This is a genomic window from Halobaculum saliterrae, assembly GCF_009831625.1.
Classification (GTDB): domain Archaea; phylum Halobacteriota; class Halobacteria; order Halobacteriales; family Haloferacaceae; genus Halobaculum; species Halobaculum saliterrae.
In genome coordinates, this window is sequence record NZ_WUUS01000015.1 from 25,587 (window position 1) to 40,877 (window position 15,291).

Genomic DNA, 15,291 nt, shown 5'->3' on the forward strand with positions numbered 1-15,291 from the left:
ACAATTGCGGATTGAGACTGTAATGATGAACCCCCTCGCAGCGGATAAACCACAGTACGATCATCAGTGGTCGTGGTCATGATCGTGACTGGATATCTGTGGGCTTTGATCAGTAAATTCCGTGGGTTCTTCTTCGAATGTGCGCTTGCAGGTCTTCGAGCAGAAATAGTACGTCGTCCTATCATGGGACGCACTCGGGCCCTCATCGTCAGTTCGCATCCCGCACACCGGATCACGGTACTGACCCGGTGCGCCGAGTCCGCGCCGGTAGACATACAGAAGGAATCCAGAGAGCACGAAGGCGATAGTATTGAGGTAGAACGTGTAGTTGAGTTCGAAGTACGTCTGCTCGGTCGCAGTTTCACCGCCGGCCAAGTCCGGGATGATACCGAGGGCGTCGAACAGCACTTCCATCAGGAAGCCGGTGAACGCCATCGTGACGAAGAAGACGCCGAGGATGTACAGCATCACCTTCCAGCCGTAGTACTTCCGGTAGACGTTCAACACGGGGATCGTAATGAGGTCGGCGTAGACGAACGCGATGATCCCGGCGAAACTGACGCCACCGCCCCACAGTGCGACCGCGAACGGGACGTTGCCCATACTACCGACGAAGCTAATGACGGCGATGGCGACGCCCATAATCGCGTTCTCGGCGGTCACGAGCAGACCGTCGCCCTGGATGAACAGTGTGTTCCAGACCCACTGCGGGACGAAAACGATGACGAACCCAGAAATAAGGAAGCCGGCGACGATGTCCTTCCAGATCATCGACCACTCCTTGCGGTACTGATTCCCGACCTTGTACCAGCCACCCCACGACAGCAACTCGTCACGCCACCCGCCGCTACTGGACGTCTCCTGACGGTAGGTCTCCATACAGCCTTCCGAGCAGAATTTCAGCGTCTCACCGCCATCGGTCGTGAGCGTGTACTCGTCTTTCCCCTCCATCCCACAGGTGGGATCTTCCGTGACTCCCGATGCGTGATCGCGTTCGTTGAGCGTTTTTCGAACTTCGCTAAACAGGCTCTCGGGGAGCGTCAGGTGAACGATGACCGCCATAACGGCGATGAGGATGAGTCCGCCGAGCAACTCTGCGAGGAGGAATTCCCACCCGAGCAGGATTAGGATCATCAATCCGAGTTCGACGATGAGGTTCGTCGAGGCGAACATGAACGCGAGGAAGTTCACAGCGTGGGCCCCCTTCTTGAACAAGCCCTTCCCGATGGCGACGGCCCCAAAACTACAGCCACTACTCGCTGCGCCGAACACAGTTGCCTTGGTAAGTCCAGTTAGATCGCCCTCACCCAGCACCTGTGCCATCCGTTCCTTCGAGACGTAGACTTGGACGAGACTCGTGATCGTGAGGCCCATGATGATCGCCCACGCCGCCGTCCAGAGAAACCCGACACCGATTCGGAGGGATTCAAGAACTCCGTCGATTATCGTCGCCTGCATAGGTGTATCATTGTAGGGATCATCTATTGCGGTTTTGCTTAGAATATACTGACTATGAGGGTACTGAAACGATGGAATCGTAACCCATAGCCAAAAATAAGCTACCAGAACGGGGGCGAGGCATCGTAAATCACCTCAGGAACCGTGGAATCCGACTTTAGTTCCATAAGGAGAATCGGATTAAATCACGCCGACGTATCAGAGGCTAATGAGACCAATAGAAACCGATGATAGCCCAGATGAGGGGGATACCACTTGGAGGAACAGTATTCGCCGGCCTGCTTGTTTGTCTAGTACAGTAGCTGGCACATCCATTCCTAATTCACGATGACTGCAGATCTGGCAATCCACGATGCACTCGTTCTCACCGCCGACGAACGGAACCGGCTGTACGAGCGCGGCACAGTATTCATCAGCGATGGCTGTATCGAAGAAGTCCGGCCATCACGTACTGGAGACGAAGAAATAGACGCGTCCACCGTTATCGACGGGAACGGGAAACTGGTGATGCCAGGATTGGTTAATGCCCACACGCACCTGGAGATGACACCGCTCATCGGAGCGTTTAGCGAACTCGATCTGACGGAGATGCTCGGGAGTGGGACGGCCCTGTTCAACAGATTAGGGAACGGCGAATTCGAGTACCTCGTCAAGGCAGGCGTCGAGCTCGCAGCGCTCAATTTCCTCTTGGGCGGTGTCACGACGGTGAACTCCATGGACGCACGGCCTGCCGCAGGTGCGGAGGCGTTCGGCGAAGCGGGGCTCCGCGGATTTTTCGGCCCGGCGATTTCGGACCTCTTTTGGGATCAATCAGTCGATCAGCAGTTCGCCCGTGCTCGCGAGTTCGTCGAAGAGTACCACGACACGTACGACGGCCGAATCAGGGCGACAATCTGCCCGCACGACGACTGGTCGTGTACCCGGCAGCTGTGGGAACGGACCGCGTCCCTCGCCGCAGAGTATCCGGAGCTGCTCGTCCACACGCACTTGCTCGAACTTGAGGAGAGTAACACGATGGCACGATCAAACGGCGGCGATGACTCGGTGGGACTGCTCGACGACGTTGGACTCCTGAACGACCGACTGATTGCTGCTCACTTCCGCCTCGCCGACGAAGAGGACATCCAGCGAACCGCCGAGGCGGATGCCGCCGTTGCGCACTGCCCGTCCGTCTTCTGTTACTGGAATCCAGACGGGGAGACACAATGGACACCCGTTCCCGAGCTTCGAGCCGCTGGCGTCGACGTCGGGGTAGGGATCGACGACCACTACTGGCACGACTCATACAGTATGTTCGGGGAAGCGCGGCAAGCTCGGTTGGCGGCAAATCTCAAGCGTTCGGCCGGACAGTTCGACTCGATGGAACTGATACGAATGCTCACTATCGAGGGCGCACGCGCGCTGGGGATGGGCGACGAGATCGGAAGTATCGAAGCGGGAAAGCGCGCGGATATGATCCTCCTCGACGTCGACAAACCGAAGTTCACGCCACGGACCAATATTCCTGCACAGGTCGTGAACAACGCGGTCCCGGCCGACGTCGAGACAGTGATCGTCGACGGCGACGTCATCCTGCGGAATGGTGTGCTCGAGACAATGGATTCGGACGACGTCCGACAGCGAGTAAATCAGGCTGTCGAACGCTTCGTCGACGAGACGGGCTGGGAGCTACACGTTGGCGGTAGCGAACCGCCGGCCGGCATCGAGACAGTACGGGACCTCCCAAAGCGTGGCCCTGCGCGACTCCTGACTCGCCTCGCGATTCAATCCGCGCGTGACCGGTTCCCATTCTAAGCGGGTGGCAAAGAACAGTCCGCACACACTTCAGCACGATATACGGAGCAGCCGGTCTTGCAGTACACTCTTCAAGGAGACGCCGGCTATGTACAGCTATGCCCGGTAAACGGAGTGATTCCCCACTCGGTCGGGTGGTTGGTCTCGTTGTCGCTGGTCTCGCTGTAGTGTTGCTGGTGTTGGATCAGACCACCGACCTGCCGGTTCCCTACGGATATGATGGAAGTGGCTTTAGCTCCCTAATCGGGGGTGTAGTGGCACTTCTGGTCGTTATTGTCCTGGGATGGCAGTATCGTGATGTCCTTTTTAGGTGATTCGCCCGGGGAGCAACTCGCTTTTGCGCAATCAGTGGCGGAACTCGTACAGCTGTTGTCTCAGTTAGTTCTGAGTCGCTTCGCGATCGTCGCAATCTGATCTAGGAAAAATCCGATATCGGCGTTCTCTTGGCTGGTGACTATCGGCGTCTCTCGAACGTATAGGTCCTCTTGAACGATTTGAAGCAGAAAATCGGCGACATCAGCCCGTGAAATCGGCCGGGCACTGGCGTCAATATCGACACCGTGGACGTATTCGCCGGTTCGCGGTGCGTCCGTCAATCCACCGGGCCGTACGATCGTCCAGTCGAGGTCGCTTTGCATGACTAGTTCTTCTTGCCGTGCCTTGTCTGCCATCAGATCGTGGAGAGCGGTTGCGTTTGCAATTCGGACATACCACGGAACGGTGTCAGAGCTCGAGCCGAGACCCATCGACGTTAGCACGAGTAATCGGCTGACTGGCCGGTCATCCATCGCCTCGATAATGTTCCGAGTCCCCCGCGACACGACATCCGGTGGGTTGTTCGGCGTTCGCCCGAGGAGACAAACCACGGCGTCTGTATGCTCGACTGTTTCAGAGACTGCCCCTAGATCCAAGACATTTCCCTCGATAGCTGTAATCTGCTCACCTGGCGGGAGTTTAGCTTGGGTTCGGGTGAGGGCCCGAACGTCATAATCTGCTGCGAGCGCCTGCGTTATCAAACGTCGTCCTGTCCCGCCAGTCGCCCCGAATACAGCGAGTTTCATGAGAGTGAACCGGTAATGCGGTTGTACAACTCAACAAACAGGTAGGTGAATACACCAGTAATGACCACTGCTTCAAGGATTCCAGCGATAGTCCCAACGAGTGTTGGCGTGAAGAACAAATGCCATTGCTTCATCATCTCGACCCCACCTTCGTAGACTCCGATCGCCCCGAAGAGGCCGAGTAAAAGCATGATCACAGCTGCGACCGTAGCTGCTGCCGCAGCAAATGGAAGTGGATCGAGATGCGGTGATACTCGGCTAGAGCTCGGGGTTTCACGAACGCCGGTTTGCTCAGGTGGTGTGCTCATATCAGATACTACGAGCGGGTAATTCACTGAGTTTGTGGATACGATACCAAACCGGCTACATCGAACTGCTACCAGCCACAATATGAAGAGAGAAAAGCACCACGGCACGGGGTTTAATCCATTACTGAACCCTTCTCTTAGCACGATCCAGCCCGATGAGTCAGCATGACAGCACGAAGGCCCCCAGAATGAGATTAGATTCGAACGTAGAACCGGTACAAAGCTTGGATGTCAAAAGTATTTCCGAGGGAGACCACAAGAATAGAAGACACAATCGCATTGAATAGGGAGCCCGTAATGAGTACTGAAGGCAGATCTCACGGAGGGAAACTATGCCCGACAAAACAGACGATACACGACTTATCACGATTGTTCTCATTATCATCGGTGCGTTCGTCCTCTTCCCGATGTTCTTCATGGGCTTCGGGATGGTGGGAGCTGGCCCGATGATGGGTGGCACATGGGGCCATATGTGGGGAGACGGGACGATACCAACTTGGATGGTTATAGCTGGTATCATCATGCAGCTCCTGTTCTTAGCTACCCTCGTCGGCGGTGGCTACCTCCTATACCAAGCAATTACGGGGAATGAGAGCGCCTCGGACCAAGCTCTCGAAGAACTCCGACTCGCGTACGCTCGTGGCGAGCTGACCGACGAGGAATATGAACAGCGACGGGAGGCGCTTGAGCGAGATACCTAATTCCAATTTGACGAAGCTGAGAATGACCAGAATAGCCGACCATCACCACGGGACGGCGCGTCCGTCACTTCCAGCGTGGCTTGACCGATACACAACGCTGGGACTGTATGGACTTCTCGTCGGTACTGGACTCTGCCTAGTCGCGTTCCTCACGAATCCAGTTCCCGATCCCTCGTTTCCGTGGGCGACGCTTCCCGAGTCAGTACGATTGCCAATTGAGCAGCCTCGAATCGAGCACTGGCCAGTGACCTACACGGTCGGAATTTGGTTGTGGATCATCGGCTTCCCGGCGTTGTTCCTCGCTGGCTACAGACGGTTCGATACTCGAACGCCATTTGGCTCAACGATATGGCTCGCTGGGCTTCCGACGCTGGCGATGCTCAGCTGGACAACATACTGTCGGTTCTTCTGGCCGAAGCTCCATCCACCAACCTGGAATGCCCCCTCCTACACGTTCGTCTGCTGGTTGTACTGCTCCTCATATGACGTGATCTGGAGTAACGCAGCATACGTGATTGGGCTGTTCGGAATCGTCGCGACACTCCTCGCCATACGACACCAAGACGCAGATGGGTATGCCCTTCTCGGATTTGGACTGCTCGCACTCCCCCTCGGATTACCAGCTCTGTACGAGGGATACCGACGGACGGCACGAACGGCGACCTGAAGAACTTCTTTCCGTGATAATCGCTTAGCACAGGTATGTCCACGACTGTCGAGACGCCCGGCACTGACGAGACGTGTACGTACTGTGGGTCGTGTATCTTCGACCACGACCCTATCTGTGTCCGTGACTGTGACGACGACTGTGGGTCACCTATCTACTTCTGTAATTATGCCTGCCTCTCGGCGTACATCAACGAAAATTCCCTTACGACGGGTAATGCATGTGAGTGGAATCCAAACGAAAGTGACTGTTGCTGACAGAGTGTGTCAGTAGATACGTAGCCTTCAGCGACCGGTTCAATCGTTCCGTATCGTATCTAATGAATCCCAACAATCCCGAGGTTCTCCCTCAGGCGTCTCTGTGGGCACGAACGAACGCACGTCGCAAGACTGACAGGAGCACGTACGTCTCGTACTTCTGAGTCCGGCAGTGCTCGCAGGGCTGCATGTCCGCGACAATCTCTTCGATCGCATCATCATACTCGTCGGTGAGCGTGGCGAGCGCGTCCGTAATCTGGGGCTGGACGGCGTCGACCATCTCCTCGACGGCTGGGTCGGCGGAGTCGGGCAGCGAGTACGAGAGGACGATCGTATTCGCGTGATAGTACTTCGTCGTCCCACCGCGTCCCTCCTCGAAGCGGACGACGTCGACGAGCCCGGCGTCCCGGAGCTCGTTGATGTGGTGGCGGACCGTGTTCTCCGTCCTGTCGACACCGCGATCTTCGAGGCGTTCGTGGACCTCGGTCGCGGTCAGCGCCTCCTCGGCCAGAATATCGAGGATCATCGCCCGCATCGGCTCGTCGATAGCGTCCGAAACCCGGGTGTCTCGCACCGCGATGTCGTCGAGACGGTGGTCGGTATCGGAACTACTCATACAGGAACTGAGAGTGAGCACGAGGGAAAAGGCACGGGATGCCAGCGAAGACCCGGCCACCAAAGAACGAGTCTCGAACGAAATCACGAGGGCGAAAGCCCTAGACGACCTGTTTGACTGTTCCAATAACCTGTATCTGTACTCAAACATATCATCTAAAAAATACTTATTGGAATACGGGCACTACCTCAATCTGTAATGAGCGACACAACCCAGTTCCGCGTACTCGACTTCGACTGCCCGACCTGTGCGAGTACCGTCGAACGCGCCCTCTCGAACGTCGACGGCGTCCAGCACGTCGAAGTCCACTACGCGACCGGCCGCGTCGAGATCGAGTACGACGACAGCGTCGCTGATCCCGACGCCTTCGCACAGACCATCGAGAGCCAGGGCTACACGCCCCAGCCCGCCTAATTCCATGAACAAACAATCGATCACGCAGTACTACCGCAAACACCGGAAGGCCATCGTCACAGCGACGAGCGGCCTGCTGTACGGCGGTGGCTGGAGCCTGGGCTACCTCACGAGTTTCGAGATGGCAAGCGCCGCCATCCTCGTCTTGGCGACGATCGTGGGTGGCTACGACATCGCCAAAACGGCATACCACGAGGTCACCAACCGGACGCTCGGCATCAAGACGCTAGTGACGCTGGCCGCCATCGGGGCCATCGTCATCGGGGAGTACTGGGAAGCCGCCGCCGTCGTCTTCCTGTTCAGCCTCGGCAGCTACCTCGAAGGCCGAACCATGCGGAAGACCCGGACGGCCCTCCAGGAACTGCTGGAGATGACGCCAGACACGGCGACCGTCCGTCGCGACGGGGAACTCCAAGAGGTCCCCGCCCGCGAGGTCGAGGAGGGCGAAGTCGTCGTCGTGAAGCCGGGCGAGAAGATCCCCGTCGACGGCGCCGTCGTCGACGGCGAGAGTGCCGTCAATCAGGCGCCGGTCACCGGCGAGAGTGCGCCCGTCCACAAGGCCGACGGCGACGAGGTCTACGCCGGCACGGTCAACCAGGAGGGCGCACTAGAGATCCGGACGACGGGTGCGGGCTCGGATACGACGCTCGAACGGATCATCCGCCGCGTCGAGGAGGCCCAGGAGACCCAGTCGCCGACCGAGAGCCTCATCGACCGGTTCGCGAAGTACTACACGCCGGCCGTCATCGCCCTGGCTATCGGCGCGTATGCAGTCACGCAGAACGCGATCCTGTCGCTGACCCTGTTGGTCATCGGCTGTCCGGGCGCGCTGGTTATTGGGCCGCCGGTCAGCATCGTCTCCGCCATCGGGAACGCCGCTCGGTCTGGTGTGTTGATGAAGGGCGGTGAACACCTCGAACGTGCCGGCAAGATCGACCTCGTCGCGTTCGACAAGACCGGCACTCTCACGAAGGGCGAGACCACCGTCGCTGACGTCGAGGGGTTCGGCGTCGCCGGCAACGAGGTCCTCTCACTCGCGGCGACCGCCGAAAAGAAGAGCGAACACCACCTCGCCGACGCCATCGTCGACGCAGCTCGCGAGCGCCCGACCGCTGCGACGGACGGTGGGGCGACGGTTGCCCAGGCAGACGATACGGACGCGGGGCGCCAGTCGATCCCCGATCCGGACGACTTCGACGTGGTCGCTGGCAAGGGGGTTATCGCCCATACCGATGCCCACGAAGTGGTCGTCGGCAACCGCGCACTGCTGGACGACCGCGACATCGACGTCCCCAGTCAAGTCGCCGACTACGTCCGCGAGCGCGAGAAGCGCGGCGAGACGGTCGTCCACGTCGTCCGTGATGGGGACATCATCGGTGCAATCGCGCTGCGGGACGAACTCCGAGAGGCCGCTCCTGGGGTCGTCGCAGCGCTTCAGGACGCCGGCATCGAGACGGTGATGCTCACCGGCGACAACGAGCGGACGGCCGCCGCTGTTGCCGAGGAAGTCGGGATCGACGAGTACCGCGCCGAACTCCTCCCCGAGGACAAGCAGTCCGTCATCGAAGCCTACCAGGCCGACGGCCACGTCGTCGCGATGGTCGGGGACGGCATCAACGACGCGCCGTCGCTGGCGACAGCCGATGTCGGCATCGCGATGGGTGCTGCGGGGACGGACACCGCCATCGAGACGGCTGACATGGCGTTGATGGCCGACGACCTCGAACGCATCCCGTACGCGGTCACACTCAGCAAGGCGACGCGCTGGAACGTCCTCGAGAACGTCGGGCTCGCGGTCCTGACCGTGACCGTTCTCCTCGCGGGCGTGCTCACCAGCTACGTCACCCTCGCGTCGGGAATGCTGGTCCACGAGGCCAGCGTCCTCGCGGTCATCCTCAACGGGATGCGGCTGCTCCGCTACTGACCACCAGACACGATCACCACCACTCATGACATTGAACTCGACTGCGACCGACGCGACTCAGGCTAGAACCAATTGGCAGGTCGACTACGACGTTGACCTGATCGAAATACGGGACCCCGTCGCGGAGGCCCTCGGCGTCCTCGAACCGGGCGACCCGTTCGTCATCACCTACACGGACGCGGTGAAAGAGGCGGGCCACTCCTGTCCGACCGCCTCGGGCGCCTACCGGATCGTCCAGCTCGGGCTCGACGCCCTGTATCCCGACGACTATCCAGTCCGGAGCGACATCGAGGTCCAGGCGGCCGGCCCGCGGGACGATGCTGCCTACGGTGTGATGAGCCGCATCATCTCGTACGTCACTGGCGCGACCGCAGACGACGGATTCAGCGGGCTCGCCGGCGGCTACGGCGACCGCCGCGACCTCCTCGTCTTCGACGCGTTCGATCCGGACACGGCGGAGCCGACGTTCCGGTTCCAGCGAACCGACACGGACGAGACCGTCGAAGTGACCTACCACGTTAGTGACGTTCCTGACGGTGGACCTGCAATCGGGAATCTTCAGGAGATTCTCGACGGATCGGCGAGCGACCAGCAACGGGCGGCCTTCGCGGAGGCGTGGCACCGCCGGGTGCAGGTCGTCCTCAGCGACGACTCGCTGTTCACCGTCAAAGCGGTGTGAACGCGACGGTCTACCCCTCACACTCGGAATAAGTTACTGCCGTACGCTATCGATCTCTTCTAGCGCCTCAGTAGCGACATCACCGAGTTCTCCCGCCTCGATGTGGGAGTACCGCTCTCGAACCATTTCTTCAGAATTATCCAGATACCGGGCCGCCACCGTGTACCCGAACGCGCGGACGAGGACCTCACCCATCCCACGACGGCCGCCGTGCGGAGCAAGATAGTCGTGTTTCGGGTGGTCGATATCGATCTCGGCAGCCTCTGAGAGTCGCTGAAGAATCGACCGTGCGCCGTCCGTCGTGATCGACGGCGGCCGAATGTCCTCATCGAGTGCCAGCAGCAGGTCGCGAGTGTACTCCGCACGGCGTTCAGTGATTGCTTCTGGGCGTTCCCCTCGTTCGGCTAGCTCTTCCCGGACGAGCTCCGCGAGCGTCCGTTGGTCGAACGTCGGAAACACCGGCCACCGCTCCGTCGGCGGGTCCATCAGCTGCCGATAGCTTCGCAGCGGTGAAATCACCGGATCGGGGAGACTGGCAGCGTCCCACTGCTGTTTCTTTCGGTAAACGTCCATACTCCCGTCGTCGAGGGACAGATCCTCCCAGCGGACGCCACGCCGGCGCGGATCGTTTGGGTCCCGAAGGAGTTCCCCAACGCGGACAGCTGTGTACGCGAGGACGAACACCAGAGCCCGGTCACGAGCCGCCTTCAGCGCCGCGTAGCGTCCTCGCTGCTTGTCGAGGGGGTCAGTATCCTCCGGGAGTGTCGTGTACGCCTCGACGGCGTCGCGGGCCCGTTCGTCGACGTGGCGGGTGAGGGCGTGGCGCTGTTCGGACGTCCAGGCCTGTTGGTCTCCGGGCTTTCGGCCGTCGTCCTCCGGCAGTGGCGCCATCGCACTCGCTCGCTGCGCGTAATGCGCTTCGAGATATCCCTCGTTGACGCACCAGCCACACCACGCAGAGATATAGCGGTAATAGGTTTGTACCGTGTTCTGCTTGAGTCCCCGATCTCCACCGAGATGCCGGGCGTACTCCCGGAACACGCGTTCGTCGAGATCGTCGAAGGTCGGCTCCCGGTCGACGTCGTCAGGGACGATCCCGGTCCAGTCGTCGTCGCCGCGGTCGCCGGCGGCCCACTCGGCGAACCGCTCGAGCTCGCGTGCAGCGTTCCGTCGATAGTTTCCGCCGTCGCCACCGCGGCCTTTCCCCTTGTCTTGGAGGTAGCGCTCGAAGCTGTCGTCGAGCGGCGTCGAAAGCGCTCGATCAGGCATCCACCGGCCCTCCACCGTCCTGCCGGCCCGGTCTCGGTGCCTCTACCCCGGGGGAAGCGCCGTCGTGAGGCGGTTGCAGCATTCGTGCTTCACCGACGGCGGCGGGGTACTTCAAAGTGGTCGTGATTATTGGAGTAATCATAACCAAGCACAGAAGTATGCGTATTGGCGGAATATGGGGAGTAGAGCCCTCTACAACCAGATATTGGCGTTTATAGAACCCCATATATCGTATATCGCTATATGCAATTCGGTCCCTGACCCAATAGAGAGCTGAGAACTTTGCCGGCTTAGATTATTTTGGAATTCTGAACAGAATTTCTATAGAGATTGAATGGATACGACAGGCTATGAGCTATGAAGAGATGGAGGAGATAACTCGTGATGAACTCCTGGCAGCCTCCGAGCAGCTGGAAAGGATGTCACTGACGCAATTTAAGGAACTGTTCTCCCCTTTCTTCGAGAAGGAGAATTACAATTCAGACGCGGACGCTTTCGAAATAGCACTTGGACTCGATCGTGATTACGGAATTGAGGCGGTTCGATATACCCACCTGCGGGCGTACGATAATAATCGAAATCCGATCCAAGACGGTCACGAAGGAGAGTTCGAGATTGAGAGAGTATCAACAGGTTCGTGGGATTTGCGGGATGTCGATGACCCATCTCAATCGCTCGGGATGAACATGTTGAACCTTGTCCACCCAGTGAGGGAACCTCTGGCTTCTGAACGGCTGATGCAGGGCATATATGAGGCTCTTCTGACCCTAATGACCAGTTCGTCGCCTTCCACCTACTTCATCAATCCTACGTTAGACGTAGAGCTGTATCAGCACGAAGACCAAGATATCGATGTAACCGAGGTGCATGGAGATCCGTGGGAAGTTCCGGATCTCGAGCCTGATGAGGACAAGCAAATTCAGCGGATGGTTGAAGGAGATTTGGTCGACGTAATTGGTGAGATCAATGCCGCCAATCCAATGAGTGGACTAACGTGCTCGCATTTCTTCGACGAGTGTGAACACGTTGGGGAGCTTCCTGAAGGAAGTACGCACCCGGAGGAAAGAGAGCTTATAAAAAAGCGGCAGCGTCAACATCGCCTCGACCCAGGCACTGCTGTTCGGGCTGTAGCTGTGGTGACTCGAAATCGATACAAAGGTGAGCAGGAGGAGTGGGAGTTTGAGGATCTTTGGCATGAAGATTGTGGGCCATCCATTGAGGAGTTCGAGTCCGAGTACGCTTCCCGGAAGAGCATTGGAAAGGATGAGGTACTTATTGATGGACGAATCGAACTGGGAGATCTCCAAGATACAGAATTTGGCGAGTATCACGAGATGCACGTCACAGATATCGATATCCTTGCACGAAAGGGGGAATACGCTAACGAAGAGTAGTCAAGTGACTCCAGTCCTAACGTGCCGACTATTTGAATGGCGTCAATGAATTCTGAATTCCATTCGCCGGAAGCTATTCATGCCCAAGATTTGAGAGACGTGCCTGTATTTCCTCAGCATCCGCATCAGAGAGCGCTTCTACACCGAACTGGACAAGTAGCGGGTAGAAGTGGCGGTTCTTCTTGAACTCGTCCTGGCCCGCCTTCCGGAGCTTTAGCTGGGATTCGAGGTAGGTATCCTCCATCTCGTCGAGGACATCGTCGGGAATGTAGATCGTTCGCCCGTTCCATTCATCCTTGATGTTCGTCTTCGTTTCGCTCGTTTCGATCGTTTCGCTCGTTGAAGTCGATTCAGTCGTTTCGGTCGATGAACTGGTTTCCACCGTTTCACTCACCTCACTCGTTTCGCCGGAATCGACCTCGTCGTCCTCCTCTTCGTAGTTGCCCTCGATGCCGGAAGCATCACCCCAGCCATCGCTCATGCTTCCACCTCCTCAGGTGCGGTCTTCTCAAACGTCTCGCCGAACAGGTCGGCGATCTCGTTGAACAGGTCACGTGCATCCTCAACACGCTGGTTCTCCTTACCGAAGCCGAAGACGGACACTCCTTTGCCAATCGACTGGGAAAGGTCGGTCCGCTTCGGTATCTCGAACACTGGGAGGGAGTACGCCGACTTGATCTCCTCGATGGTGTCGCTGTGCTCGGCGTTCTGCTCGACACGGTTACAGACAATCGCGAGTCGATTGATGTCTCCGTACGCCTGTTCGAGGGAGCTCAGCTGTTTCGCGAAAATCTGGAGGCTGTTGGCGTTGAGCTTCTCCGGAATGACAGGGATGACGACGTTGCCGGTCGCAACCAGGGCATTGTCGGTGAGGACGTTCAGGGATGGCGGCGTGTCGACGATGATATAGTCGTAGTCCTTGTCGAGCTCGTCGAGGGTCATCTCCAGTCGTTCCCGACTCTTCGGCGCCTCAAGCAGCGTCTGGATGTTCTTGTTGTTCGCGAGCTTCTCGCTCGCGGGGAGGATGTCGAATTCCTTGTGCTCGACGATTATGTCGTTCACCGACTCCATCTGGTCGAAGTCGAGGACGTCGAACAGCGTTGTGCGGTCGGTATCGTAGTACAGATCGTTGTAGCCAAGCGAGCAGGTGAGCCCCCCGTGGTAGTCGATATCGACCAGGAGAACGTCGTAGCCCCGGGCAGCTAGCGCCCCGCCAGTGTGAATGACGTCAGTTGTTTTCCCTGCGCCTCCCTTCTGATTCGCCACGGTGATTCGTGCGGTGTTGGTGTCGGTCATTTCTTTCGTTTACCTCGTTGTGTTCGTTCCGTTCGTTTTGGTCGTTCTGCTCGTTTGGTTCGGTGAGGGTGTTTCACTCGGTGAGAGGAATACTACGATGTTAAAACCAATTGTTCGTTTCGCTCGTTGAGGCAAACACTATCGTTGCCATCAATGCATTCGTTCTATTCGTTACGTTCGTTTCACTCGTTCTGTTCATCGAGTAGGAGCCGGCCAGCTCATCCTCAACCAGTTCGTTTCTCAGAATGCGTTCAATCCATTCATTTTTCTCGTTCTGTTCGTTTTGCTCGTTGAATTCGTTATAGTCGTTCCGCGTGTTTTCACGGGGATCTGGACTCCCTTCGAAACAAGTGGGGAGATCGTGCTTCACGGCCAGTCGAGTAAGACTTTTAACTGTTACCGGATTATTGGTAACCACCAGATGTATGAGGTGCTCGACGACACGGCGGCACAGACTATCCTCGCCATCGAGAGTGGTGACTCCATCCGCCGTGTCGCCCAACACCTCCACACGCCCTACGAGACAGTGAGACAGGCCGTCAATCGGCTTGAAGACGCAGGCTACGTTTCCTATGACGACGGCCTCACTGTAGTCGACGAGCGCGTACACGACGCAGCGCTCGAGCTCGTCGCTGCCAGCGCCGGCGTCAGTCCACCCTCCATCGAGGAAACGTACGTCATCCCACAGTTCAGTGACTGGCCGTTCGCGTTCACGCGGATCGACGCCGTCTACGTGTGGACTCAGGGCGGCTACCAGGTCGGTCGCGAGCCCGACAACTATCCACTGTTCCTCGCTGTTCGTGAGCAGGACGTCGACGCCTGGGAGACATTTTTCGAGTGGTTCGACCTCCCGACCGCATTCGAACGACAGCCCCGAGACGAGTTGGACGGACCGCTGCAGATCGTCCTCGAGCCACACACGTCACTCGATATCGAGCACGTCGAAGGGTACCCGGTGATCCCGAGAGCAGAGACAATCGAGTATATGCGCGAGAACTACGCCCAGTTCCAGTCGGGGCTGGCGATGCTCGACCGGATGTACGAGGACCTCGACCTCGGCGTCACGTATCGAGAGACCGAACGGGCACAGTCATGAGCTTCAACAACCGAAGTGACGCGCTCATCGAACTGATCGAGGAGCTCACCCAACAGGGTCACGAGTACGTTCTTGTTGGCGGCTACGCTGTCTCAGCGTTCAATGCTCGCTTCTCCACGGACCTCGATATCGTCGTCGCGCCGGACTCCAAGGCTGACTTCGTCGAGTTCCTCGAACAGCAGGGATTCGAGGAAACGGACAGTCACGCCAAGAAATGGTTCTACGACACCGAAGTAATCGAGTACGAGAAGCGGCTCACGCCGCAGCAGCCGATCGGCTTCGATCTCCTGGTAAACGGACTCGGGTGTCGCCAGACGGAGGCACAGTGGTCGTTCGACTACCTGTACGACCACAGCC

17 protein-coding genes are annotated in these 15,291 nt (G+C 58.2%); 10 read left to right on the forward strand and 7 right to left on the reverse strand.

The features are described from left to right. Positions 1–63 precede the first annotated feature (63 nt). Positions 64–1,458 (reverse strand): permease, encoded by a 1,395-nt coding sequence (locus GRX01_RS18155; protein WP_159671133.1) that lies wholly within the window; start codon positions 1,456–1,458, stop codon positions 64–66. A gap of 327 nt (positions 1,459–1,785) precedes the next feature. On the opposite strand from GRX01_RS18155, the gene GRX01_RS18160 reads away from it, so the two are divergent. Further along, positions 1,786–3,252 (forward strand): amidohydrolase family protein, encoded by a 1,467-nt coding sequence (locus GRX01_RS18160; protein WP_159671136.1) that lies wholly within the window; start codon positions 1,786–1,788, stop codon positions 3,250–3,252. 374 nt (positions 3,253–3,626) lie between these two features. On the opposite strand, the gene GRX01_RS18165 is transcribed toward GRX01_RS18160, so the two are convergent. Further along, positions 3,627–4,313: an NAD(P)-dependent oxidoreductase gene (locus tag GRX01_RS18165; RefSeq protein ID WP_267903219.1), complete on the reverse strand. Its 687-nt coding sequence runs from the start codon at positions 4,311–4,313 to the stop codon at positions 3,627–3,629. After that, positions 4,310–4,621 carry a hypothetical protein gene (locus GRX01_RS19300; protein WP_233741117.1) on the reverse strand — a complete coding sequence of 104 codons (312 nt, stop codon included), beginning with the start codon at positions 4,619–4,621 and terminating at the stop codon, positions 4,310–4,312. Before GRX01_RS19300 ends, GRX01_RS18165 begins: the two co-directional genes overlap by 4 nt. Before the next feature lie 332 nt (positions 4,622–4,953). Between GRX01_RS19300 and GRX01_RS18175 the strand changes: the two genes are divergently transcribed. From GRX01_RS18175 to GRX01_RS19305, 3 genes are read left to right on the forward strand one after another with little or no spacing between them, the layout of a single operon-like run. Continuing rightward, positions 4,954–5,322 carry an SHOCT domain-containing protein gene (locus tag GRX01_RS18175; RefSeq protein WP_159671140.1) on the forward strand — a complete coding sequence of 123 codons (369 nt, stop codon included), beginning with the start codon at positions 4,954–4,956 and terminating at the stop codon, positions 5,320–5,322. Continuing rightward, the gene (locus tag GRX01_RS18180) at positions 5,285–5,989 is read left to right on the forward strand and encodes a hypothetical protein (RefSeq protein WP_233741118.1); all 705 of its coding nucleotides are present in this window, start codon (positions 5,285–5,287) and stop codon (positions 5,987–5,989) included. The genes GRX01_RS18175 and GRX01_RS18180 overlap by 38 nt, the downstream gene beginning before the upstream one ends. Positions 5,990–6,024: 35 nt before the next feature. Then, positions 6,025–6,246: a hypothetical protein gene (locus GRX01_RS19305; protein WP_233741119.1), complete on the forward strand. Its 222-nt coding sequence runs from the start codon at positions 6,025–6,027 to the stop codon at positions 6,244–6,246. A gap of 91 nt (positions 6,247–6,337) precedes the next feature. Here GRX01_RS19305 and GRX01_RS18185 read toward each other — a convergent pair whose 3' ends face one another. Continuing rightward, positions 6,338–6,862, reverse strand: coding sequence for an ArsR/SmtB family transcription factor (locus GRX01_RS18185; RefSeq protein WP_159671142.1), 525 nt, complete (start codon positions 6,860–6,862; stop codon positions 6,338–6,340). Positions 6,863–7,060: 198 nt separating this feature from the next. Here GRX01_RS18185 and GRX01_RS18190 point away from each other — a divergent pair, with 198 nt between their 5' ends. The 3 genes from GRX01_RS18190 to GRX01_RS18200 are packed head-to-tail and all read left to right on the forward strand — an operon-like array spanning position 7,061 to position 9,879. Beyond that, positions 7,061–7,276, forward strand: a complete 216-nt coding sequence (locus tag GRX01_RS18190) for a heavy-metal-associated domain-containing protein (RefSeq protein ID WP_159671144.1) — start codon at positions 7,061–7,063, stop codon at positions 7,274–7,276. A 4-nt stretch (positions 7,277–7,280) separates the two neighbouring features. Next, positions 7,281–9,200, forward strand: a complete 1,920-nt coding sequence (locus tag GRX01_RS18195) for a heavy metal translocating P-type ATPase (protein WP_159671146.1) — start codon at positions 7,281–7,283, stop codon at positions 9,198–9,200. A gap of 25 nt (positions 9,201–9,225) precedes the next feature. Beyond that, positions 9,226–9,879, forward strand: a complete 654-nt coding sequence (locus tag GRX01_RS18200; protein ID WP_159671148.1) for a hypothetical protein — start codon at positions 9,226–9,228, stop codon at positions 9,877–9,879. A gap of 33 nt (positions 9,880–9,912) precedes the next feature. Here GRX01_RS18200 and GRX01_RS18205 read toward each other — a convergent pair whose 3' ends face one another. Next, positions 9,913–11,148, reverse strand: a complete 1,236-nt coding sequence (locus tag GRX01_RS18205; protein ID WP_159671150.1) for a tyrosine-type recombinase/integrase — start codon at positions 11,146–11,148, stop codon at positions 9,913–9,915. Positions 11,149–11,498: 350 nt separating this feature from the next. Here GRX01_RS18205 and GRX01_RS18210 point away from each other — a divergent pair, with 350 nt between their 5' ends. Next, positions 11,499–12,542, forward strand: coding sequence for a hypothetical protein (locus GRX01_RS18210; protein WP_159671152.1), 1,044 nt, complete (start codon positions 11,499–11,501; stop codon positions 12,540–12,542). Between the two features lie 73 nt (positions 12,543–12,615). Here the strand turns inward: GRX01_RS18210 and GRX01_RS18215 are convergent, their stop codons facing one another. Together GRX01_RS18215 and GRX01_RS18220 are read right to left on the reverse strand one after the other, a co-directional pair. After that, positions 12,616–13,023, reverse strand: coding sequence for a hypothetical protein (locus tag GRX01_RS18215; RefSeq protein ID WP_159671154.1), 408 nt, complete (start codon positions 13,021–13,023; stop codon positions 12,616–12,618). Next, positions 13,020–13,838 carry a ParA family protein gene (locus tag GRX01_RS18220; RefSeq protein ID WP_159671157.1) on the reverse strand — a complete coding sequence of 273 codons (819 nt, stop codon included), beginning with the start codon at positions 13,836–13,838 and terminating at the stop codon, positions 13,020–13,022. The genes GRX01_RS18215 and GRX01_RS18220 overlap by 4 nt, the downstream gene beginning before the upstream one ends. Positions 13,839–14,259: 421 nt before the next feature. Between GRX01_RS18220 and GRX01_RS18225 the strand changes: the two genes are divergently transcribed. Next, positions 14,260–14,934 (forward strand): helix-turn-helix domain-containing protein, encoded by a 675-nt coding sequence (locus tag GRX01_RS18225; RefSeq protein ID WP_159671165.1) that lies wholly within the window; start codon positions 14,260–14,262, stop codon positions 14,932–14,934. After that, on the forward strand, positions 14,931–15,291 hold a 361-nt coding region (locus GRX01_RS18230; RefSeq protein ID WP_233741120.1), incomplete at its 3' end, for a nucleotidyltransferase domain-containing protein. The genes GRX01_RS18225 and GRX01_RS18230, both read left to right, overlap by 4 nt.